Below are 18,905 nucleotides of genomic sequence, written 5' to 3'. Positions count from 1 at the left end.
TGGGCACCGGCATCAGGCCAAGCTCAGAAAAAACTCCCAAGCCCAATAGACCCCCACACTCAGCAACAGCCCGGCGGCCAGCCAGGCGCGGTTGCTGGGCACCAGGTCCGGGCCTTTGCCTTCGATGCGGCCGGTCAGCATGGGCAGGGCCAGGTTCTTTTTGCGCCAAAAACTTTGTCCGGCCAACAAAGCCAGGTGCGCCAACACCAAAGCCAAAGCGGTGTTGCCAAAAAATTCGTGCAGCGCCTCGAACACCTCGACCCCGACATCCCCGCCCCATTCGTGGAAGGTGCCGTAACCGCTCAGGGTCAAGGGCAACACGACCAGCAACAAGCTGGTCAGCGATGCGGCCATGAGCAAAATGGGGCCTTGTCGCCAGGCCACAGTTTGCCAACTGCCACCTTTGGACAACGCCGCTTTGACCGTTTGGAGCCAGGCCCAGGTGCCGCTGCTTTTGCGCCACAAGGTGCTCAGCCGCGCCGGTCTGGGGCCGACCAGTCCGTACACCAGCCGAAAGGCCAGCATGCCAGCCAAGGTGTAACCCAGCACCACATGCACCAAGCGCCAGTGTTCACTGTCGGCCGTGATGTAGGCCCCACAAAAGCTCAGGGCAAACAGGGCGTGGAACATGCGCATGGGCGCATCGATGACCAAGCGGCCCGGTGCCGGGTTGCTGGGCGTTTGAGGGGGGGCTGAGGCCATGGATGGGGACGATGTGCGCACCGGAGCCGATGGCGGCGAGGCGGGAATGAGGGGCCTGGTGTGGGTCATGAGGGGCTTTCTTCAGTCGTTCCAGGCGCGGCTTTGCGAGGCGCTCAGGCCAGCCGGGCGTTTCAAGTTGTGGTCGTCGAACATGCCGCGTTCGGTGCCGGTGTGGCAGGAGGCGCAGTTGGCGGCTGACTTGACGCTGGGCAGCTGCCAGACGGCCTTGTCGATCTGGCGGTGCTTGCGCTCGAACCAGGCCGAGCGGGTCAGGCGGTCTTGCGGCGGCTCTTCGGCCACGCGCTTGTAGGTGCCCGCATGGGTTTGCAGCCACTGGCCGATCTCGGTCACGGTTTTGGCGTCCAGGGAAGCGTCGCTGCCGTAGTGTTGGTCCAGCCCTTTCATGACGCGTTGCCAGGACCGTGCGGGCAGCATGCCGGGCGGGTAGGCGGTGTGGCATGCGGCGCATTCGGCGGTGTAAGACGGCAAAATTTTGGCGGGCATGCGTGAACCGTCGGCGTGTGCGGCGGTCAAGCCCAAGCTGCTCAACATGACGACAGCCAAGGTGTGCCGCACCCAAGTCGGCGCGACGGGGTGAGCCCAGTGTCTGGAGGGGGTGGTTTTCAAGTGCGGGTTCATGGTCTTTGTGTCCATCATGCGAGCCGTGGGGGCTTTAAGGTTTGATGCGGGTCAGGTAAGCCAGCACATCGGCTTTTTCCTGGGCGCTGCATTCGCGGCTGAGCACGTCTTTGCAGTTGCGTTTGAACCATTTGTTGGTTTTGGCCGTGTCGGTGAAGGCTTTGGCATTGAAGGCCGGGGCCAGGGGCTCGATGCTTTTGCCGGTGCTGGCGTGCTTGCCCTGCGCGGTGGGCGGTGTGCCGTGGCACGAGGCGCAAGACCATTCGCCGCCGTGGCCTTGCTTGAAAAAGGCCTCGCCCCGATCGGCCTGAGCCGGGGCACCCGCTTGCGCTGTCCAGTGGCTCAATTGCTGGGCAGGGGTGGTGTCGGCGGCTTGGGCTCCGGGCATGATCAGGGTTTGGGCGGCGCACAACGCTGCCAGTGCCCACAGGCGGGTGGGGAGCCGGGACGAATGAGATGAATGTTGCGATGGGCGCATGGGGGTTCTCCTTTCAGGGGTTCAATGAGCGAATGGCTGCATTGTGTGAAGCCCCACTTGAACGGCAGCTGAAGCCTTTGTTCAGGGTCTGTTCAGCTTTTGTGCAGGACAATGGCGCTGTGAAAAACACCTCCCACTCCGCCTGCTTGCCGCTTGCTTTGAGGACCCAGGCCATCTGCGCCCTGCTGGCCGTGTCTGCCTTGGGCTGGCATGGCGGCGCAGGGGCCAGCGACAAGGGCGACCACGAACGCGCCCGGCAAGCGGTGCAGTCCGGGCAGGTCATGCCCTTGTCCAAGGTGTTGGCCAACATCGAGCGAGACCATCCCGGGCAAGTGCTTGAGGTGGAGCTGGAAAGCCGCGACCGGCAATGGCAGTACGAAATCAAATTGCTCAAGCCCGATGGCCGTTTGAGCAAGCTCAAGATCGATGCCCGCACGGGTGCCTTGCTTGAGCAAAAAACACGCTGAGACCCCCCATGCGCATCTTGTTGGTTGAAGACGAACCCACCTTGCGTGAGCAGTTGCGCTCAGGTCTGGCCGAGGCCGGTTATGTGGTGGTGCCCGCTGACAACGGGCGAGATGCCCACTTTTTGGGCGAGACCGAAGCGTTTGACGCCGTGGTGCTGGATTTGGGCTTGCCGCTGATGGATGGCTTGACCGTGCTGCAGCGCTGGCGCGACCAAGGCCACAGCATGCCGGTGCTGATTTTGACGGCGCGTGACAACTGGCACGACAAGGTCTCGGGCATCGATGCCGGAGCCGACGATTACCTGACCAAGCCCTTTCACATGGAAGAGTTGCTGGCCCGCGTTCGCGCTTTGATCCGGCGGGCCCATGGGGTGGCCTCTGCGGTGCTGCGCCATGGCGAGGTGGCGCTGGACACCCGCAGCGGCCGCGTGACCGCCATGGGCCAGACCGTGCCCTTGACCAGCCACGAATACAAAGTGCTGGACTACCTGATGCACCGCCCCGAGGCGGTGGTCTCGCGCAGCGAACTGATCGCGCACATTTACGCGCAAGACTTTGACCGTGACTCCAACACCATCGAGGTGTTTGTCGGGCGTTTGCGCAAGAAGCTGCCCACGCTGAACATCGAGACTGTGCGTGGCCTGGGATACCGGCTGGTCCAGCTCAAGGACGGGGGACGATGACCCCCTTGGGCACGCGGCCCCACAGCCTGCTGGGCTCTTTGCGTTTTCGCTTACTGGCGGCCACGCTGCTGGGTTTGTCGCTGGCCCTGGTGTTGGCGGGCTTGGTGCTCAATGGCTTGTTTCACGAGCATGTGCTGCGGCAGTTTGAAAAAAGCCTGGCCCAACAGCTGACCCAAGTCACCGCCCGTCTGTCGGTCAATGCGCAGGGCCAGCCCGTGGTTGATGCGCTGGCGCTGTCCGATCCGCGCTGGCAGCGGCCCTTGTCGGGTCTGTATTGGCAGTTGGACGAGCTCACACCTGGCCAGGTGCGGCCGGGGGTGCTGCGTTCACGTTCTTTGTGGGACACGCAATTGGCCTTGCCCCCGGATGTGCTGCGCGACGGCGAAACGCACGCCCACGAATTGCCCGGTCCAGGCGACACCCGCTTGCGCGTGCTCGAGCGCACGGTGCGGCCCGATGAGCGGCTGCGTTGGCGCTTGAGTGTGGCGGGCGATTTGAAAGACACACACGAAGCGGTGGCGGGTTTTCAGCGGGTGTTGGGTGTCTCGCTCGCGGCGCTGCTGGTGCTTTTGCTGGCGGCCGCATGGGCACAAGTGGCTTTGGGCTTGCGGCCATTGCAGGCCCTGCACCAGAGTTTGCAAAGCGTTCGGGCCGGTCGTTCGCCCCGTCTGCAAGGCGATTTTCCCAGCGAAGTGCAGCCCTTGGTGAGCGATTTCAACAGCGTGCTGGACCGCAACGACGAGGTGGTGAGCCGCGCCCGCACACAGGCGGGCAATCTGGCGCACGCCCTGAAAACGCCCTTGACGGTGCTAGGGCAGGCTGCGCATGCGAGCGAAGACTCGGGTTTGGCGCTGCTGGTCAAGGAGCAGGTGCAAGCGGCCCGGCGGCACATCGACTGGCACCTGGCCCGCTCGCGCATGGCCGCCACAGTGGGCTTGCCCGGTCAGCGCGTGCCCGTGGTGCCCACCTTGCAAGGCTTGGTTCGAGTGATGCAGCGCGTGCACGCCGATCGTGGCCTGAGCATCAGCTGGGATGACGCCGACGCCCAAGTGCAATTTGCCGGTGAAGCGCAAGACCTGCAAGAGATGCTGGGCAATGTGCTGGACAACGCCTGCCAATGGGCGCACAGCGCGGTGCGCATTCGGGTGATGCCCTGGGCCGATGGCGTACCGACGGGCACAAGGGATGAGGGCCCAAGGCGCTGCCGCATCGACATCGAAGACGATGGGCCGGGCATGTCACCGGCGCAAATGCCGCAGGTCTTGCAGCGCGGCGTGCGCTTGGACGAGTCAGTGCCCGGCAGCGGCTTGGGCCTGGCCATCGTCAGGGACTTGGTGGATGTGTATGGCGGTGAACTTTCACTGCAAACCCCCAGTTCGGGCGCGGGTCTGCAAGTCACCTTGGTGCTGCCTGCCGCGATGCCATGACCGGTCGGCTCTGCTAGCCAAGGCACCAAGGGTAGTCTGCGAGACCATCGCGACGAGGGCGTCGCTCCTACAGGGGGGGCGTTCGCAGGGTATCACCTGCTCAACGCCCAGCACTCAACGGATCAAGGGGCCACAGCTTCGATGGCGATGTCGATGCGCACCTCGTCACCCACGTAAGGCGCGTATTTGCCGGCATTGAACTCGGTGCGCTTGACGGTGGTGAAAGCGTTGGCGCCCAGAGCGGGTTTTTTCATCATGGGATGGGGCATGGCCTGAAAGCTGGTGACCGTCAAGGTCACGGGCTTGGTCACGCCTTTGATGGTCAGCTCGCCTTCGATGGTTTTGGGCTTGTCGCCTTCAAACACCACCTTGGTCGACTTGAACGTGGCGGTGGGGAACTTGGCGGTATCCAGGAAGTCTTCGCCCTGGATGTGGCCGTTGAAGAGCGCCGAGCCGGTGTTCACCGATTTCATGTCGATCACGATGTCCACCGAGCCGGTCTTGGCGTCGGCGTCAAACACCACTTTGCCGGTGGTGTTGCTGAAGCTGCTCAGCTGCGTGGACAGGCCAAAGTGCGAATACGAAAAACGAGGGAAGGTGTGCGAGCCGTCCACGTTGTAGGTCACGGGCGCGGCCAGGGCCGAGCCTGCGGCCACCGATGCGAAGGCCAAAGCGGCGGCGATTTTTTTGAACGATGTCATGAGAAAGCTCCTGTTGAAAAAAGAAATTTGCGGTTGAAAAAAAGGGATCTTGTGCTTGTCGGCAAGTGTTGGACTGCTGGGCGGCGCGTGCCGCGCCGATCGCCCACAGGGTGGGCTCCTACCGGGGGGCATCGCTGGTTTATTTGCCCAAGGTGGTGGCGATGGAAAAGTTGACCTGGATGTCGTTGGCCACCACATCGAATTTGGCCCACATGCCTTCACCGATGCTGTAGTCGGCGCGTTTGAGGGTGAAACCGCCCGTCAGCAGGCCGTCCTTGCCTTGTGCGGTGTGTTTCATGGGAAATTTCACCTCACGCGCCAGGCCCTTGATGCTCAGCGTGCCCTGCACTTCGTACTGGTTGAGCGCGGTGGGTTTGATCTGTTTGGCCACAAACTGGGCTTTGGGGAAAGCCGCCGCGTTGAACCACGATTTGGTCACCACTTCGTCATCGGCCTCGCTCGATCCCGCATCCACGCTGGCCAGATCGACTTCAAAGCTGACCTTGGCTTGTTCTGCTTTGGCGGGGTCAAAGTTCACCTGGGCGGCAAATTTCTTGAAACGGCCGTCCATGGCCACGCCCATTTGTTTGTAGCTGAAGGTGACGCTGCTTTTGGCTGGCACGATGGCGGTGTATGGCGCGGCCTGAGTTTGCATGGCCAGGGCGAGCACCGCCAGGGGGAAGGTATTTTTCAAAGCGGTTTTCATGGGGGGTCTCAAATCACGGGGTCAAATCAAGGGGTCATTCAACGGGCAGGCAACATGCGGCGCACCGTGTCGTCTTTGTGAAAAAAGTGGTGGAAAAACGCAGCTGCGACATGGCCTGCCATCAGCACCAGCAAGCCGATGTTCAAGGCCTCATGCAACTCGGCCAGGCTTTTGCCCAGTGCCTTGTCTTTGCCAATCAGGTCGGGAATCGGCAGCACGCCAAACCAGACGGTGGGCACGCCTTTGGCCGAACTCATGAGCCAGCCGCTCAAAGGGATGGCGATCATCAGCGCATACAGCAAAAAGTGGCCCGCGTGGGCCGCCCACTGCATGTGACGCGGCATGCTGTCCGGCAGGGCCGGTGGACGGTGCGTGAGGCGCCACAGCAGGCGCAGCCAAACCAGCAAAAACACGCTCACACCCGCCCATTTGTGCCACGCGTAGTACTGCAGTTTTTGGGGCGAGAGCGGCAGGTCGCTCATGTAAAAGCCCAGTGCCAGCAGGCCCAAAATCATCAGGGCCATGAGCCAGTGCAGGCTCTTGGCGGTGCGCGTGTAGTGCGGCGTGTGCATGGTGTGTGCTCCTTGAGGGGGTTCAGTGAAATGTGTAGCCGTCCATGGCGATCACATGGTCACTGATACCCCGGAAAAACGCTTCTGGCTGTGCGTCGGCACCCGCAGCACCCAGTGCGGTGAACAGGGGCAACAGGTGCTCGTCGCTCGGGTGGGCGCGTTGGCCCGAGGTTTGCTGTCGGTAGGCCAGCAGGCCAGTCACATCCCGCTGGACCATGTGGGTGTGGATCCAGTCGGCAAAGGCCTGCACATAAGCGGGTGTGGCACCGCCTTGTGACCGCAACACCATCAGGTCGCGCAGGTTGTGGGTGATGTTGCCCGAGGCCATGACCAGAATGTTTTGCGCAGCCAGAGAGGCCAGGGCCTGGCCCACGCGGTAAGCGTGGGCCGGGCCCAGATGGCTTTGCACCGACAGCGGCACCACCGGCACGTCGGCGTCGGGGAACATCTGGCGCAACGGAATCCAGGCCCCATGGTCCAGGCCGCGTTGGGCGTCTTGTGCCACGGGCAAACCGGCCTGTTGCAAAGCTTTGACGACCTGAGCGGCGACTTCGGGGCAGCCCGTGGCGGGGTATTGCATCTCGTACAAGCGCGGGTCAAAGCCGCCAAAGTCGTGAATGGTTTCGGGCCGGGTGGCAAAGCCCACAGTAGGCACTGCCGTGTCCCAGTGCGGGCTGACCACCACGATGGCGCGGGGCGTGCCCAGTTGGGTCGCGACGTGGCTCATGGCCGCGCCCGCTGCACCGGGCTGCAAGGCAAACATGGGTGAGCCATGGGGAACAAACAGAACGGGACGTGGGGCAGACATGGTGGTGTGGCTTGTGTGGTGTTGTTTTGGACTTTAGACGGCTCTGTCGATTTGAAAAAGTATCGAATTTTCAAATCTTTGTTGCACAATTGGCAACAATGGACAAACTCGATGCAATGCAAACCTTTGTGCGGGTGGCCGAAGCGGGCAGCTTCACCGCCGTGGCCGACCAACTGCAGGTGGCCCGCTCGGTGGTCACGCGCCAAATCGCGGCACTTGAAAAGCGCCTGCGCGTCAAACTCATCACACGCAGCACCCGCAGCCTGACCCTCACCCCCGCAGGGGCGGCCTACCTCGAAAAATGCCGCGTCATCCTGAACATGGTGGACGCCGCCGAAGCCAGCCTGGACGAAGAAAAAGCGGTGCCACGCGGGCGCATCCGCCTGGGCCTGCCGCTGAGCTTTGGCCTGCAGCGGCTCATGCCCGCCTTGCTGGAGTTCGCCAAAGCGCAGCCGCACATCGAGCTGCTGATGGACTTTTCGGACCAAAGGGCCAACCTGATCGAAGAGGGCATCGACCTGTCGATCCGCATCACCGCCGACCTGCAGCCCGGCGACATTGTGCGCAGCCTGGGGCATTGCCGATTGCTCACCTTGGTGTCACCCGCTTACCTGTCCGAACACGGCACACCGCGCCACCCCGATGAGTTGCGTCACCACGAATGCTTGGTCTATTCCATCACCGCCAAAGGCGCAAGCTGGCCGTATCGCGTTCAAGGCCAGCCGCAGTTGTTTGCGGTGCGCGGCCGCATCCAGGCCAACAATGGCCTGGCTTTGGTGCAGGCGGCGGCGCAGGGCATGGGCATCACCTTGCAACCCGACTTCATCGCCGAGCCGTTCTTGCAAAGCGGCGAAGTGGTCGAGATCTTGCAAGACTTCGAAGCGCCGCCCTTGGGCATTTACGCCGTCTTGCCCAGCAACCGCTACATCCCGCACCGGGTGAATGTGCTGATTGAACACCTCTCGGCTTGTCTGGCGGGACCTTGATGGGCCTGCCCGCTGTCACGGTGTTGACGGCAGCCCTCGGGTTTCAAGCCACAATCAGCCCATTGTTTTTACGCCTCCTTTTCTCTCCATATTGAACGCCTGTTTTTTTGACTGGACCCCGCCATGACCTACCCCAACACCCAACTCTTCATCAACGGCCAGTGGTGCGATGCCGAAGGCGGCCGCACCCTGGCCGTGTTCAACCCCGCCACCGGCACCGAAATCGGCCGCCTGGCGCATGCGGGCATCCCCGACCTGGAGCGTGCCGCGCAAGCGGCGCAAAAGGGCTTTGAGTTGTGGCGCGATGTGCCGGCCAACGAGCGCAGCGCCATCCTGCGCAAGGCCGCCGCCCTGATGCGTGAACGTGCCCCCCAAATTGCCGAGCTGCTCACCCAAGAGCAAGGCAAGCCCTTGGCCGAAGCCAAGGTCGAGGCCATGTCGGCCGCCGACATCATCGAGTGGTTTGCAGAAGAAGGCCGCCGCGTGTATGGCCGCATCGTGCCACCGCGCAACATCCACGTGCAGCAGCAAGTGCTCAAGCAGCCTGTGGGGCCTGTGGCCGCCTTCACGCCCTGGAACTTCCCCATCAACCAGGCCGTGCGCAAAATGTCCGCCGCCTTGGCCACCGGCTGCTCCATCATCGTCAAAGCACCCGAAGAAACGCCTGCCGCGCCCGCCGAGTTGATCCGCGCCTTTCACGACGCTGGCGTGCCCGCTGGCGTGATTGGTTTGGTCTATGGCACACCCGCCGAGATCTCGAACTACCTGATCGCGCACCCGCTGATCCGCAAGATCACCTTCACCGGCTCCACACCTGTGGGCAAGCAACTGGCCGCCTTGGCCGGCCAGCACATGAAACGCGTGACCATGGAGCTGGGCGGCCACGCCCCGGTCATCCTGGCCGAAGACGCCGACATTGGCTTGGCGCTGAAGACCGCCGGTGCGGCCAAGTTCCGCAACGCGGGCCAGGTCTGCATCTCGCCCACCCGCTTTTTGGTGCACCACAGCATTGCCGACGCCTTTGCCGAACAATTTGCCGCACAAGCACAGGCCCTGAAAGTGGGCGATGGCCTGGCCGCAGGCACACAAATGGGGCCACTGGCCAACGATCGCCGCTTGGCCGCCATGCAGTCCATCGTGCAAGACGCCCGCGCCAAGGGTGCCAAGGTGCTCACAGGTGGTGAGCGCATTGGCACCCAAGGCAACTTCTTTGCGCCCACAGTGCTCTCGCATGTGCCGCTGGACGCCGATGTGGTGGTCAACGAGCCCTTTGGCCCGATCGCCGCGATCCGCAGCTTCGAGAAGATCGAAGACGCGATTGCCGAAGCCAACCGCCTGCCCTTTGGCCTGGCCGGTTATGCCTTCACCAACTCCATGAAAACCATGCACCAGCTCAGCCAGCGTCTGGACGTGGGCATGCTGTGGGTCAACCAGCCTGCCGCGCCTTGGCCTGAGCTGCCTTTTGGCGGTGTCAAGGATTCGGGTTACGGCTCCGAAGGCGGCCCTGAGGCGCTGGAGGCTTACCTGAACAGCAAGACGGTGTCGATCTTCAACGCCTGAAGGGCCTGACCGTGATGCACATCCTGGTCACCGGCTTTGAGCCCTTTGGCGGGCAAAGCCTCAACCCGTCGTGGGAGGTGGCGCGTGCCTTGCACGGTTTGCAACTGCAAGGCGCTCAAGTCACGGCGGTGCAGTTGCCTTGTGTGTTTGCCAAGGCCCTGCCCGCTTTGCAGCAAGCCTTGGCTCACCTCAGCCCTGACATCGTGCTGTCCCTGGGCCAGGCCGAGGGGCGTTGTGATTTCTCGGTTGAGCGTGTGGCCATCAACGTGCAAGACGCCCGCATCCCCGACAACGCGGGGGCGCAGCCCATCGATGTGCCGGTGATCGCGGGGGGACCTGCGGCCTACTTCAGCACCTTGCCCATCAAGTCTTTGGTGGCGGGCTTGAAGGCCGCGGGTTTTCCAGCCTCGGTGTCGCAAACGGCGGGCACCTTTGTCTGCAACCAGGTGTTTTATGCCCTGCAGCACACGCTGGCGGGGCTGGGCGTGCACAGCGGCTTCATGCACCTGCCGCTGCTGCCCGAGCAAGCCGCGCAGTGGAAAGGCCCCACCCTGCCCAGCTGGCCGGCCAGCTTGCAAATCGCCGGCGTGACGCAGGCCCTGACTTTGCTCCTGGCGCAGCGCCAGCAAGGCCTGGCCGATGCGGCCATCAGTGGCGGCACCTTGAACTGAAGCACCCCGGTTTGGCCAAGGGGGGTGGGTTCCCACACAATGCAGGGCCCCCCGTAGGCGCGACGTCCCCGTCGCGATCAAGCCTCGCAGGCCACCAACAATCGCCCCGGGGGCGGGGCTCCTACAAAACGCAGGGCACCCCCCCGTAGGAGCGACGCCCTCGTCGCGATCAAGCCTCGCAGACCACCAACAATCGCCCCGAGGGCGGGGCTCCTACAAAACGCAGGGCACTCCCGTAGGAGCGACGCCCCCGTCGCGATCAAGCCTCGCAGACCACCCACCATCGCCCCGAGGGCGGGGCTCCTACAAAGGCAAAAAACCGTCACTGCGAGAACGCCGCCTGTTCGCCCGACTGCATGACCTGTCCATGGGCGTTCTATCCCACCGTTTTGGCATGCCAGCGCACAGACGGCGGCGGGTATTTTCACGATCATGGGGCTCATACCAAAACGTCAGGAGCCCACTTGAACAAACAAAGCATTTGCCGTTGCGTCGTTGCCAGCTTGCTCAGCATCACCGCCGCCTCGTGGGCACAGACTTCAGTGGGCTTGGGCCGCGCCGATTACAAGGACAACTGCGCCAGCTGCCACGGCGCGTCGGGCAAGGGTGATGGCCCCATGCATTCATTTTTGCTCAAGCCACCTTCCGATCTCACACGCATTGCGCAGCGCCATGGCGGCCAGTTTCCGCAGGAGCTGATGTGGGAGGTGATCGATGGCCGCTGGTCGGGCGACGGTGGCCCGCACGGCTCGCGCGAGATGCCGGTGTGGGGCCAAGAGTTCAAGGCCCGGGCCATGACCGAACCCGGCGACTCACCCCGCACCGCCGAGTGGTCAGCACGCCAACGCATCGCGTCTTTGCTCAAGTACCTCGAGACGATCCAGCAGCCGTGAACCTTGGGGCCATGCACGATCAAGGGCAATGGCCAGGGCCAAGAACTGGGTTGCAGCGCGGCTTGTCGACCCAATAACCCGGCACAAAACAAGTCCATTGCACAAGCAAGGGGGCTGTACCCCGAGACCATGGCCGAACATGCAGGGCTCAATTTTGGAGATACCCGTATGGCTTGGTTGGACTTTTTGAAAAACGGCAACGAACTGAGTGAACTGTTGATCGAGGGGAACAACCCCTACAGCGCCCAGCTGCTCAAGCAAGCCGATGTGGACCAGATGCGCAACCACATCCAGCCCGACGAGCGGGTGTTGGGCTATGTGCTGGGCCGCGTGGTGCTGTCTGGCCGTGGCCTGTGGCTGCTGACCGACCGCCAACTGCTGGTGTCAGAAAACGACACGGGCACCTTGGTGCACCACTTGGCCTTGAAAGACATCACCCAGGCCGAGTGCGTCAAAGGCAAATACGGCTACACCCTGCGTGTGACCGCTGCTGGCCAGCAGCGCAGTGTGTACGGTGCCTCGGCCCATCTGGCGGCGGTGTTTTACCGCGCCTTAGGCCAAAAAGTCTCTTGCAGCCCGGTCTTTAAACCCACCGCCCTGGACGCCGACGACGTGGCCGAGGTGGTGCACCACTTTTCAGACGCCGCCCTGCGCCTGCAACCCGTGGCCCTGGTCAACGCCGATGCCCGCGCCCTGATCGCCCAACTGGCCCAAGACGCGGCGGGCCAAGGCTGGCTGCAAGCCAGTGAAGCGCGTCAAGTGCACGAGACTGAAGTGGTCTCTTCGTAGGTCGGCGGCTTCAGCCCCGACATGACTGGACGCGCCGAAGCCTGCATCAGTCGGAGCTGAAGCTCCGACCTACAAAATACCTCTGCCCCGAAGAAGCAACGGCTTCGCAGGTCGGCGGCTTCAGCCCCGACATGAGGCCTTGGCTCAGCACCGATGGTCAGCGCCATTGAAACCACTGTCGGAGCTGAAGCTCCGACCTACCAAATACCTCTGCCCCGAAGAAGCACCGGCTTCGTAGGTCGGCGGCTTCAGCCCCGACATGAGGCCTTGGCTCAGCACCGATGGCCAGCGCCATTGAAACCACTGTCGGAGCTGAAGCTCCGACCTACAAAATACCTCTGCCCCAAAGAAGCACCGGCTTCGCAGGTCGGCGGCTTCAGCCCCGACATGAGGCCTTGGCTCAGCCCCGATGGCCAGCGCCATTGAAACCACTGTCGGAGCTGAAGCTCCGACCTACCAAATACCTCTGCCCCGAAGAAGCACCGGCTTTGTAGGTCGGCGGCTTCAGCCCCGACATGAGGCCTTGGCTCAGCCCCGATGGCCAGCGCCATTGAAACCACTGTCGGAGCTCAAGCTCCGGGCTACAAAAGATCGACACTGGGTAAAAACTTCACCGAAGGGCGGGCCTTTGTGGGGCGACCGCCTTTAACTCTGGCGTCGACAAATCAAGGTTTACTGGGTTCGATCCGTTTCAGGTCGAAGCCCCGGTCGTGCAGCTTGCCCAGCAATTCCTGGTAGGTGGCCGCAGGCATTTGGGGCGTGCGTGACAAGATCCACAAATAGTCCCGATCAGGCTCGCTCACCACCACCCACTGGTAGTCCGGGTCCAGATCGATGATCCAGTAGTCGCCCCAGACCATGGGAATGAAGGACAGCCACTCGGGGGCAAAGCGCACCTTGAGCCGGGGAGAGTTCGGTCCGCCGATTTGGCGTGCTGCGCCCAGCGCCTCGCTCCATTCGCCCTTGTCGGTTTTGCAGCGGTTGAGCACCTGCACCCGGCCGTCGGCTTGCAGGGTGTAGGTGGCCTGCGTACTGCTGACGCATTTTTTCTGAAACCAGTTCGGGTATTTGGCAATCTCGTGCCAAGTGCCCATGTAGCGCGGCACATCGACCGAGGGCACGGTTTGCAAGGGCGCGGGGTTGGCCTGCGCCGGGCCGATGGCCACCCCAACAGTCAAGGCCAAAGTCATCAGAGCTGCCGCCATTCGATGCGTGGCGGCTTGACCGGCCCCTCGTTTAGGCGCATTCATCGCGTGGGTTGTGGGGCTCATGGGCTTGTCCTTTGGGAGGTGTCTGGGCAGTCGCAGGAAGGCGGTGTCGCTGCAGCAAGCTTGCCACAGCGATCACACAGCGTCTGTCCGTTACACCACGATCGGGTTCAGTGCGCCGTCCATGCTCATGCAAATGCCGGTGACGTAGCTGGCTTTGGACGAGGCCAAAAAAAGCACGGCGTTGGCGATTTCTTCGGGCTCGGCCATGCGGCCCAGCGGAATTTTGGCGACCGACTGGGCCATGACCTCGTCGGGGCTGATGCCTTTGAGTCGGGCTTCAGCGGCCAAGCCTTCGTTGAGGCGGTCGGTCAGGGTGAGGCCGGGGTTGACGGCATTCACGCGGACGCCCTGCGCCCCATAAGCAGCGGCCAAGCCCGCGCTCACCAGCATCAGCGCCGCGTTGGCCGCGCCACCGGGCAGGTGGATGGGGCTGGCCACTTTGCCGCCGTTGCCCACCACGTTCACCACCGCGCCTTGCCCGCGTGCGGCCATGCGCTGGATGCAGGGCGTGACCATGTGGATGGTGGTGAAGTACTTGGCCTGCATGGCGTCGGCAAAGGCCTCGGGTGTGAGCTCGGGGGCGGGTGTGCGCTTGGCCGCACCCGCCGAGTTGACCAACACGTCGACGGGGCCGAACGCGGCTTCGGCCGCGTTCAGGGCCACCAAGGCGGCCGAGGCGTCGCGCAAATTGGCGGCCACGGTGTGGATGCGCTCGGCGGGAAATGTGGCCTGCAGCTGGGCGCGTGCGGCCTCGAGGTTGGCGCTGTCACGCGAGACCAGGCTCACGCGGGCGCCTTCGGCCAAAAAGCCCCGCGCACAGGCCAGGCCAATGCCTTTGCTGCCGCCGGTGATGAGGATGTGTTTGTCGCTTAGGTGCAGGTCCATGGTGTTGTTATCTGATGAAATCAAAAATTCTGACCATGTCACTTTAATCACTCTTGCACAAGTCCTGTTCCATGAATTCCAAAACCTCTGCGCTGCGTGCGCGATTGAACCAAGCTGGCCTGGTGGTCGCCCCCGGTGTGTTTGACATGGTCTCGCTGCGCCTGGCCGACAGCTTTGGCTTTGATGCGCTGTACATGACCGGCTATGGCACCGTGGCCTCGCACATGGGCCTGCCCGACGCGGGCCTTGCCACCTACAGCGACATGGTCGGCCGCGTCACCGCCATGGCGGGCATGGCCCGCACGCCACTCATTGCCGATGCCGACACTGGCTACGGCGGCCTGCTCAACATGCGCCACACCATCCGGGGCTACGAGGCGGCAGGCGCTTGCGCCATCCAGCTCGAAGACCAGGAGTTCCCCAAAAAATGCGGCCACACGCCGGGCCGCCGCGTGATCCCCATGGCCGACATGGTGCGCAAGATCCAGGTGGCGGTGGACTCGCGCGAGTCCAAAGACTTTTTGATCATCGCCCGCACCGACGCCCGCACCACGCTGGGCCTGGACGAGGCGCTGCGCCGGGCCGAGGCTTACGCCAAAGCCGGTGCCGACATCTTGTTTGTCGAGTCGCCCGAGTCCGAAGAAGAAATGCGCCGCATCGGCCAAAGCTTTGATGTGCCGCTGGTGGCCAACATGGTCGAAAAAGGCCGCACCCCGGTGCTGACGAAGCCCGAGCTGGAAGCGCTGGGCTACAAGATCGCCATCTTCCCCGTCACGGCCTTGCTGGCGGGTGTGCAGGCCATGACGCAGGTGTACCAGCAGTTCAAAGACACCGGCTCGTCGGCCCAAGGCAGCACGCCTTTGTACGACTTTGCCGACCTGACGAAGCTCATGGGTTTTGAAGACGTGTGGGCTTTTGAAAAGCGCTACGCTGAAACCAATTGATTCACCTACAAACCCATTGGAGACAACGATGACCCAGAAGACCCCAACACCCCGACGCCAATGGCTCAAAGCCGCGCTCAGCACGGGCTTGATGGCCGCTGCCTGCGGCGGCCTGGCCCTGAGCGCTGGCACAGCCGCTGCCCAAGCAGCCTACCCCGCCAAACCCATTCGCCTGGTGGTTCCCTTTGCGACCGGCGGCGTGACCGACACCAGCGGCCGCCTGATTGCCGAGCAGCTGTCCAAGCGCTTGGGCCAGCAGGTGATCGTGGACAACAAACCCGGTGCCTCGGGCAACATCGGCACACAAATGGTGGCCACGGCCGAACCCGATGGCTACACCTTGCTCTTGGGCTTTGACGGAACGATGGTGATCAACCCCCATGTGTTTCCCAAAGTGGGTTTTGACACCGCCAAAGACTTTGCCCCCATCGGCAAAATTGGCGATGCGATTTTGATTTTGGTGGCGCACCCCGGCGTGAAGGCCAAGACGCTGCAGGAAGTGATCGCCCTGTCCAAAACCCAGTCGGGCGGCCTGTCGTATGGCACCTCCGGCACGGGCGGCACCCCCCACATTGCCGGTGAATTGCTCAAGCAGCGCACGGGGGCCAACCTCACGCACATCCCCTACAAAGGCGGCGGTCAGGCCATGATCGATGTGATGGGCGGCAACATTCCGCTGGTCTACACCGCCGTGGCGGGGGCGATTTCGCACGTCAAGTCGGGCAAGTTGCATGCGGTGGCGGTGTCCAGCGCACAACGCGCCCCGTCCATGCCCGAGGTGCCGACCTTCATCGAAGCGGGTGTGGCCGATTTCGACATCAACTCATGGGTCGGTTTGCTGGCCCCGGCCAAAACGCCCCGGGCGATTGTGGACAAACTCAACACCGAGCTGAATGTGGTCTTGAACGACCCGGCCGTGCGCGAGCGCCTGAACACCCTGGGCATCACGGCCAGCCCGGGCGGCCCCGAGAAGTTTGGCCGCGACATGGCGCGTGACCTGTCGCGCTATGCGGCGGTGGTCAAGGCGGCCAACATCAAGGCCGAGTAACTCAGCCCTGCAGCCCCTTGACCAGGGGCTGCGCCAGCCGCTCGCCTTCTTGCACCCAGAACACCGGATCGGCTTTGCGAATGCGGCCAATGGCGTTGCCCATGTGGGCGGAAGCAGCTTCGCGTGCCCGCTCGGGATCACCCGCCTGCACGGCCTGCAAGATGGCCTGGTGCTCGCTGCGCACAGCGGCCGCAAAGTCACCGCGCCGGGCCTCGTTGGCCCGGGTCACCTGGGTGGCCCCGTGCAAAAACTGGCTCAGATAGCCCAGCGTCTGGATCAAAAATGGATTGCGCGTGGCCTCGGCAATGGCGCGGTGAAAATTCACATCCTCGGCCACGCCATCACCACCCGACTGCACGGCTTGGTCCAGCGCCTGGACCGCCTGCTCGATGGCCTGCAGGTCGCTGGCACTGCGCCGCTCAGCCGCCAGCGCTGCCACCTCGGCCTCCAGGGCGCGGCGCACCTCCACGATCTGAACCACCGCCTCTTGCGAAGCAGCATGCCGGGCTTCGAAGTTCAGGGGCGCAAAAGGCTGCTGCACACTCACAAACACCCCACTGCCCTGGCGCGAATCCACCAAGCCCAGCGATTTGAGGCGCGACACCGCCTCGCGCACCACGGTGCGGCTGACGGCGAACTGCTCAACCAGTCGCGCCTCGGTGGGCAGTTTGTCGCCCGGTGCCAAACGACCTTGCTTGATCTCGGCGCTCAATTGCTCGGCCACCTGATCGGACAGGCGAGCGCCGCTGGAGACGGGGGTGAAGTGTTGACTCATGTGGTTGTCATACAAGAAACAAGTTCAAGCATAACGGACCATGCGACGGGGTGCTGTCAAACAGGTGTCGTTGGGCGTTGAGCGTTCAACCCACCATGTTGGACGCTGAACCCTCAACGCGAAAAATTACGTTTAGGTAAACCGATTTATCAATGGTAAATTACAGTCTGGGCACCACAGGGTGCTTTTTGACCATTTTGGAGCTGTGCACATGGGTGCTTACGTCAACCCGATTTATCCCTACAAGTCGCCTGCCGACCTGATGGCCACGCCGCCGCAGCGCAAACCGCTGATCGTGATTGGTGCAGGGCCGGTGGGCTTGGCGGCGGCCATCGATGCGCGTTTGCAAGGCTTGGACGTGCTGGTGCTGGACGACGACAAGACCGTCTCGGTCGGTTCGCGGGCGGTGTGTTACGCCAAGCGCTCGCTCGAAATCCTGGACCGCCTGGGCATTGCCGACGAGGCCTGCGGCTTAGGCGTGAGCTGGAACATCGGCCGCACTTTTTTGGAAGAAGACGAGGTCTACCAGTTCAACCTGGTGCCCGATGCGGGCCACAAGCGCCCCGGCATGATCAACCTGCAGCAGTACCACGTTGAGGAAATGCTGATTGCACGCGCACTCGAATTGGGGGCCGACATCCGCTGGCAGCACAAGGTGACGGCGGTGACGCGTCACGACACGCACGCCACGCTCTCGGTGGAAACGCCCGAAGGCCACTTTGACATCGAGGCCGACTGGCTGGTGGTGGCCGACGGTGCACGCAGCCCAATCCGCCGCCATCTGGGGCTGGACATTGAAGGCCGCGTGTTTCAGGACCGCTTCTTGATCGCCGACGTGATCATGAAAGCCGACTACCCCGCCGAGCGCTGGTTCTGGTTCGACCCGCCGTTTCACCCCAACCAGAGCGTTCTGCTGCACAAGCAAAGCAACAACGTCTGGCGCATCGATTTTCAGCTCGGCTGGGACGCCGACCCCGAAGAAGAAAAGAAACCCGAAAAAGTCATCCCGCGCCTGAAGGCCATGCTGGGCGATGACCGCCCGTTTGAGTTGGAGTGGGTCAGCATCTACACCTTCCAGTGCCGCCGCATGACCGACTTTCGCCATGGCCGTGTGCTGTTTGTGGGCGATGCGGCGCACCAGGTCTCACCTTTTGGCGCACGCGGGGCCAACTCGGGCTTTCAGGACGCGGACGATTTGATGTGGAAACTGGGCCTGGTGATCAAGGGGCAGGCCAGCGAAAAATTGCTCGACACCTACGCGATGGACCGGCAGTTTGCAGCCGACGAGAACATCATGAACTCGACGCGCTCGACCGACTTCATCACGCCCAAGAGCCGCACCAGCAAGACCTTCCGCAACCAGGTGCTGGCGCTGGCCAAGCACCACCCCTTTGCGCGCAAGCTGGTCAACTCGGGCCGCTTGTCCATGCCGTCTTTCCTGACCGACTCGGTGCTCAACACGCCCGATGCCGACGCCTTTGAAGGCCAAATGGTGCCCGGCGCACCGATGGACGATGCGCCCGTGCAAGTGGACGGCCAAGACGCCTGGCTGCTGGACCAAGTGGGCAAGGGGTTTCAAGTGATGCTGTTTGCCGATGCCCCGCCTTCGCCCGAGGTGCTGGCGCAACTGGCATCCTGTAGGAGCGCACCCCTGTGCGCGAATGAGCCCGTCCAAGTCACCCCCCTCATCGTCACCCCGCATGCGCTCGACGTCCCCGGCATCACCGTCATCGTCGACGCCCAAGGCCTGATGGCCAAGCGCTACGACGCCCAGCCCGGCACCACCTATTTGCTGCGCCCCGACCAGCATGTGCTGGCCCGCTGGCGCAGCCTGGACAGTGCCCGGCTGCAAACGGCCCTGGCCCGTGCCTTGGGGCAAGTGGGCGCACAGGCCTGAATG

At 63.1% G+C, this 18,905-nt stretch carries 21 protein-coding genes; 11 read left to right on the top strand and 10 right to left on the bottom strand.

Annotated features, from left to right (window positions below; all coding sequences use genetic code 11):
- Nucleotides 1-12 precede the first annotated feature (12 nt).
- The 3 genes from B9Z48_RS02615 to B9Z48_RS02605 all read right to left on the bottom strand — a co-directional run bounded on the left by B9Z48_RS02615 (nucleotide 13) and on the right by B9Z48_RS02605 (nucleotide 1,819).
- Nucleotides 13-702 (bottom strand): cytochrome b/b6 domain-containing protein, encoded by a 690-nt coding sequence (locus tag B9Z48_RS02615; RefSeq protein ID WP_158273195.1) that lies wholly within the window; start codon nucleotides 700-702, stop codon nucleotides 13-15.
- Between the two features lie 81 nt (nucleotides 703-783).
- Entirely contained in the window at nucleotides 784-1,254 is a 471-nt protein-coding gene (locus B9Z48_RS02610; protein ID WP_108377188.1) for a diheme cytochrome c, read from the bottom strand.
- 121 nt (nucleotides 1,255-1,375) lie between these two features.
- Nucleotides 1,376-1,819, bottom strand: a complete 444-nt coding sequence (locus B9Z48_RS02605) for a DUF1924 domain-containing protein (protein ID WP_108377032.1) — start codon at nucleotides 1,817-1,819, stop codon at nucleotides 1,376-1,378.
- 119 nt (nucleotides 1,820-1,938) lie between these two features.
- Here B9Z48_RS02605 and B9Z48_RS02600 point away from each other — a divergent pair, with 119 nt between their 5' ends.
- The 3 genes from B9Z48_RS02600 to B9Z48_RS02590 are packed head-to-tail and all read left to right on the top strand — an operon-like array spanning nucleotide 1,939 to nucleotide 4,396.
- Nucleotides 1,939-2,286 (top strand): PepSY domain-containing protein, encoded by a 348-nt coding sequence (locus B9Z48_RS02600; protein WP_233260997.1) that lies wholly within the window; start codon nucleotides 1,939-1,941, stop codon nucleotides 2,284-2,286.
- A gap of 8 nt (nucleotides 2,287-2,294) precedes the next feature.
- Nucleotides 2,295-2,969: a response regulator transcription factor gene (locus tag B9Z48_RS02595; protein WP_108377030.1), complete on the top strand. Its 675-nt coding sequence runs from the start codon at nucleotides 2,295-2,297 to the stop codon at nucleotides 2,967-2,969.
- Nucleotides 2,966-4,396, top strand: a complete 1,431-nt coding sequence (locus B9Z48_RS02590; RefSeq protein ID WP_108377029.1) for a sensor histidine kinase — start codon at nucleotides 2,966-2,968, stop codon at nucleotides 4,394-4,396. Before B9Z48_RS02595 ends, B9Z48_RS02590 begins: the two co-directional genes overlap by 4 nt.
- A 122-nt stretch (nucleotides 4,397-4,518) precedes the next feature.
- Here the strand turns inward: B9Z48_RS02590 and B9Z48_RS02585 are convergent, their stop codons facing one another.
- From B9Z48_RS02585 to B9Z48_RS02570, 4 genes are all read right to left on the bottom strand, one after another.
- Nucleotides 4,519-5,097 (bottom strand): YceI family protein, encoded by a 579-nt coding sequence (locus tag B9Z48_RS02585; protein WP_089955412.1) that lies wholly within the window; start codon nucleotides 5,095-5,097, stop codon nucleotides 4,519-4,521.
- Between the two features lie 139 nt (nucleotides 5,098-5,236).
- Nucleotides 5,237-5,803, bottom strand: coding sequence for a YceI family protein (locus tag B9Z48_RS02580; protein WP_089955409.1), 567 nt, complete (start codon nucleotides 5,801-5,803; stop codon nucleotides 5,237-5,239).
- Between the two features lie 38 nt (nucleotides 5,804-5,841).
- Nucleotides 5,842-6,375, bottom strand: coding sequence for a cytochrome b (locus tag B9Z48_RS02575; protein WP_108377028.1), 534 nt, complete (start codon nucleotides 6,373-6,375; stop codon nucleotides 5,842-5,844).
- A gap of 22 nt (nucleotides 6,376-6,397) precedes the next feature.
- On the bottom strand, nucleotides 6,398-7,183 hold the full coding sequence (locus B9Z48_RS02570) for a class III extradiol ring-cleavage dioxygenase (RefSeq protein WP_108377027.1): 786 nt from the start codon (nucleotides 7,181-7,183) through the stop codon (nucleotides 6,398-6,400).
- Between the two features lie 98 nt (nucleotides 7,184-7,281).
- On the opposite strand from B9Z48_RS02570, the gene B9Z48_RS02565 reads away from it, so the two are divergent.
- From B9Z48_RS02565 to B9Z48_RS02545, 5 genes are all read left to right on the top strand, one after another.
- Nucleotides 7,282-8,169 (top strand): LysR family transcriptional regulator, encoded by an 888-nt coding sequence (locus tag B9Z48_RS02565; protein WP_089955402.1) that lies wholly within the window; start codon nucleotides 7,282-7,284, stop codon nucleotides 8,167-8,169.
- Between the two features lie 123 nt (nucleotides 8,170-8,292).
- Nucleotides 8,293-9,729 (top strand): NAD-dependent succinate-semialdehyde dehydrogenase, encoded by a 1,437-nt coding sequence (locus B9Z48_RS02560; protein WP_089955398.1) that lies wholly within the window; start codon nucleotides 8,293-8,295, stop codon nucleotides 9,727-9,729.
- A gap of 14 nt (nucleotides 9,730-9,743) precedes the next feature.
- A complete protein-coding gene (gene pcp, locus B9Z48_RS02555) occupies nucleotides 9,744-10,400 on the top strand; it encodes a pyroglutamyl-peptidase I (protein ID WP_089955395.1) in 657 nt (218 codons plus the stop codon).
- A gap of 464 nt (nucleotides 10,401-10,864) precedes the next feature.
- Nucleotides 10,865-11,293, top strand: coding sequence for a c-type cytochrome (locus B9Z48_RS02550; protein ID WP_089955392.1), 429 nt, complete (start codon nucleotides 10,865-10,867; stop codon nucleotides 11,291-11,293).
- Nucleotides 11,294-11,461: 168 nt separating this feature from the next.
- Nucleotides 11,462-12,082, top strand: coding sequence for a hypothetical protein (locus B9Z48_RS02545; RefSeq protein WP_089955390.1), 621 nt, complete (start codon nucleotides 11,462-11,464; stop codon nucleotides 12,080-12,082).
- A gap of 665 nt (nucleotides 12,083-12,747) precedes the next feature.
- On the opposite strand, the gene B9Z48_RS02535 is transcribed toward B9Z48_RS02545, so the two are convergent.
- Together B9Z48_RS02535 and B9Z48_RS02530 are read right to left on the bottom strand one after the other, a co-directional pair.
- Nucleotides 12,748-13,272, bottom strand: a complete 525-nt coding sequence (locus B9Z48_RS02535) for a lipocalin family protein (RefSeq protein WP_228769170.1) — start codon at nucleotides 13,270-13,272, stop codon at nucleotides 12,748-12,750.
- Nucleotides 13,273-13,443: 171 nt separating this feature from the next.
- Complete coding sequence (locus tag B9Z48_RS02530; protein WP_089955377.1) at nucleotides 13,444-14,238, bottom strand: SDR family oxidoreductase; 795 nt, start codon at nucleotides 14,236-14,238, stop codon at nucleotides 13,444-13,446.
- Between the two features lie 71 nt (nucleotides 14,239-14,309).
- Here B9Z48_RS02530 and B9Z48_RS02525 point away from each other — a divergent pair, with 71 nt between their 5' ends.
- The gene (locus B9Z48_RS02525) at nucleotides 14,310-15,182 is read left to right on the top strand and encodes an oxaloacetate decarboxylase (RefSeq protein ID WP_089955373.1); all 873 of its coding nucleotides are present in this window, start codon (nucleotides 14,310-14,312) and stop codon (nucleotides 15,180-15,182) included.
- A gap of 28 nt (nucleotides 15,183-15,210) precedes the next feature.
- Nucleotides 15,211-16,230, top strand: coding sequence for a tripartite tricarboxylate transporter substrate binding protein (locus B9Z48_RS02520; protein WP_089955370.1), 1,020 nt, complete (start codon nucleotides 15,211-15,213; stop codon nucleotides 16,228-16,230).
- A 1-nt stretch (nucleotide 16,231) separates the two neighbouring features.
- Here B9Z48_RS02520 and B9Z48_RS02515 read toward each other — a convergent pair whose 3' ends face one another.
- Nucleotides 16,232-17,005, bottom strand: a complete 774-nt coding sequence (locus B9Z48_RS02515; RefSeq protein ID WP_089955366.1) for a FadR/GntR family transcriptional regulator — start codon at nucleotides 17,003-17,005, stop codon at nucleotides 16,232-16,234.
- Nucleotides 17,006-17,216: 211 nt separating this feature from the next.
- Here B9Z48_RS02515 and B9Z48_RS02510 point away from each other — a divergent pair, with 211 nt between their 5' ends.
- Nucleotides 17,217-18,902, top strand: a complete 1,686-nt coding sequence (locus tag B9Z48_RS02510; RefSeq protein ID WP_108377025.1) for an FAD-dependent oxidoreductase — start codon at nucleotides 17,217-17,219, stop codon at nucleotides 18,900-18,902.
- Nucleotides 18,903-18,905 lie beyond the last annotated feature (3 nt).

The sequence above is a fragment of the Limnohabitans sp. WS1 genome, assembly GCF_003063265.1.
Classification (GTDB): domain Bacteria; phylum Pseudomonadota; class Gammaproteobacteria; order Burkholderiales; family Burkholderiaceae_C; genus Limnohabitans_A.
The sequence above is the reverse complement of the archived record's forward strand: the minus strand, read 5'-3'. Positions and strand labels throughout refer to the sequence as shown.

What these genes read in the sequence shown, in the direction of transcription:
- B9Z48_RS02615 (WP_158273195.1), bottom strand. Translation starts at nt 702, where the DNA reads ATGGCCTCAGCCCCCCCTCAAACGCCCAGCAACCCGGCACCGGGCCGC.
- B9Z48_RS02610 (WP_108377188.1), bottom strand. Translation starts at nt 1,254, where the DNA reads ATGTTGAGCAGCTTGGGCTTGACCGCCGCACACGCCGACGGTTCACGC.
- B9Z48_RS02605 (WP_108377032.1), bottom strand. Translation starts at nt 1,819, where the DNA reads ATGCGCCCATCGCAACATTCATCTCATTCGTCCCGGCTCCCCACCCGC.
- B9Z48_RS02595 (WP_108377030.1), top strand. Translation starts at nt 2,295, where the DNA reads ATGCGCATCTTGTTGGTTGAAGACGAACCCACCTTGCGTGAGCAGTTG.
- B9Z48_RS02590 (WP_108377029.1), top strand. Translation starts at nt 2,966, where the DNA reads ATGACCCCCTTGGGCACGCGGCCCCACAGCCTGCTGGGCTCTTTGCGT.
- B9Z48_RS02585 (WP_089955412.1), bottom strand. Translation starts at nt 5,097, where the DNA reads ATGACATCGTTCAAAAAAATCGCCGCCGCTTTGGCCTTCGCATCGGTG.
- B9Z48_RS02580 (WP_089955409.1), bottom strand. Translation starts at nt 5,803, where the DNA reads ATGAAAACCGCTTTGAAAAATACCTTCCCCCTGGCGGTGCTCGCCCTG.
- B9Z48_RS02575 (WP_108377028.1), bottom strand. Translation starts at nt 6,375, where the DNA reads ATGCACACGCCGCACTACACGCGCACCGCCAAGAGCCTGCACTGGCTC.
- B9Z48_RS02570 (WP_108377027.1), bottom strand. Translation starts at nt 7,183, where the DNA reads ATGTCTGCCCCACGTCCCGTTCTGTTTGTTCCCCATGGCTCACCCATG.
- B9Z48_RS02565 (WP_089955402.1), top strand. Translation starts at nt 7,282, where the DNA reads ATGGACAAACTCGATGCAATGCAAACCTTTGTGCGGGTGGCCGAAGCG.
- B9Z48_RS02560 (WP_089955398.1), top strand. Translation starts at nt 8,293, where the DNA reads ATGACCTACCCCAACACCCAACTCTTCATCAACGGCCAGTGGTGCGAT.
- pcp (WP_089955395.1), top strand. Translation starts at nt 9,744, where the DNA reads ATGCACATCCTGGTCACCGGCTTTGAGCCCTTTGGCGGGCAAAGCCTC.
- B9Z48_RS02545 (WP_089955390.1), top strand. Translation starts at nt 11,462, where the DNA reads ATGGCTTGGTTGGACTTTTTGAAAAACGGCAACGAACTGAGTGAACTG.
- B9Z48_RS02535 (WP_228769170.1), bottom strand. Translation starts at nt 13,272, where the DNA reads ATGACTTTGGCCTTGACTGTTGGGGTGGCCATCGGCCCGGCGCAGGCC.
- B9Z48_RS02530 (WP_089955377.1), bottom strand. Translation starts at nt 14,238, where the DNA reads ATGGACCTGCACCTAAGCGACAAACACATCCTCATCACCGGCGGCAGC.
- B9Z48_RS02525 (WP_089955373.1), top strand. Translation starts at nt 14,310, where the DNA reads ATGAATTCCAAAACCTCTGCGCTGCGTGCGCGATTGAACCAAGCTGGC.
- B9Z48_RS02520 (WP_089955370.1), top strand. Translation starts at nt 15,211, where the DNA reads ATGACCCAGAAGACCCCAACACCCCGACGCCAATGGCTCAAAGCCGCG.
- B9Z48_RS02515 (WP_089955366.1), bottom strand. Translation starts at nt 17,005, where the DNA reads ATGAGTCAACACTTCACCCCCGTCTCCAGCGGCGCTCGCCTGTCCGAT.
- B9Z48_RS02510 (WP_108377025.1), top strand. Translation starts at nt 17,217, where the DNA reads ATGGGTGCTTACGTCAACCCGATTTATCCCTACAAGTCGCCTGCCGAC.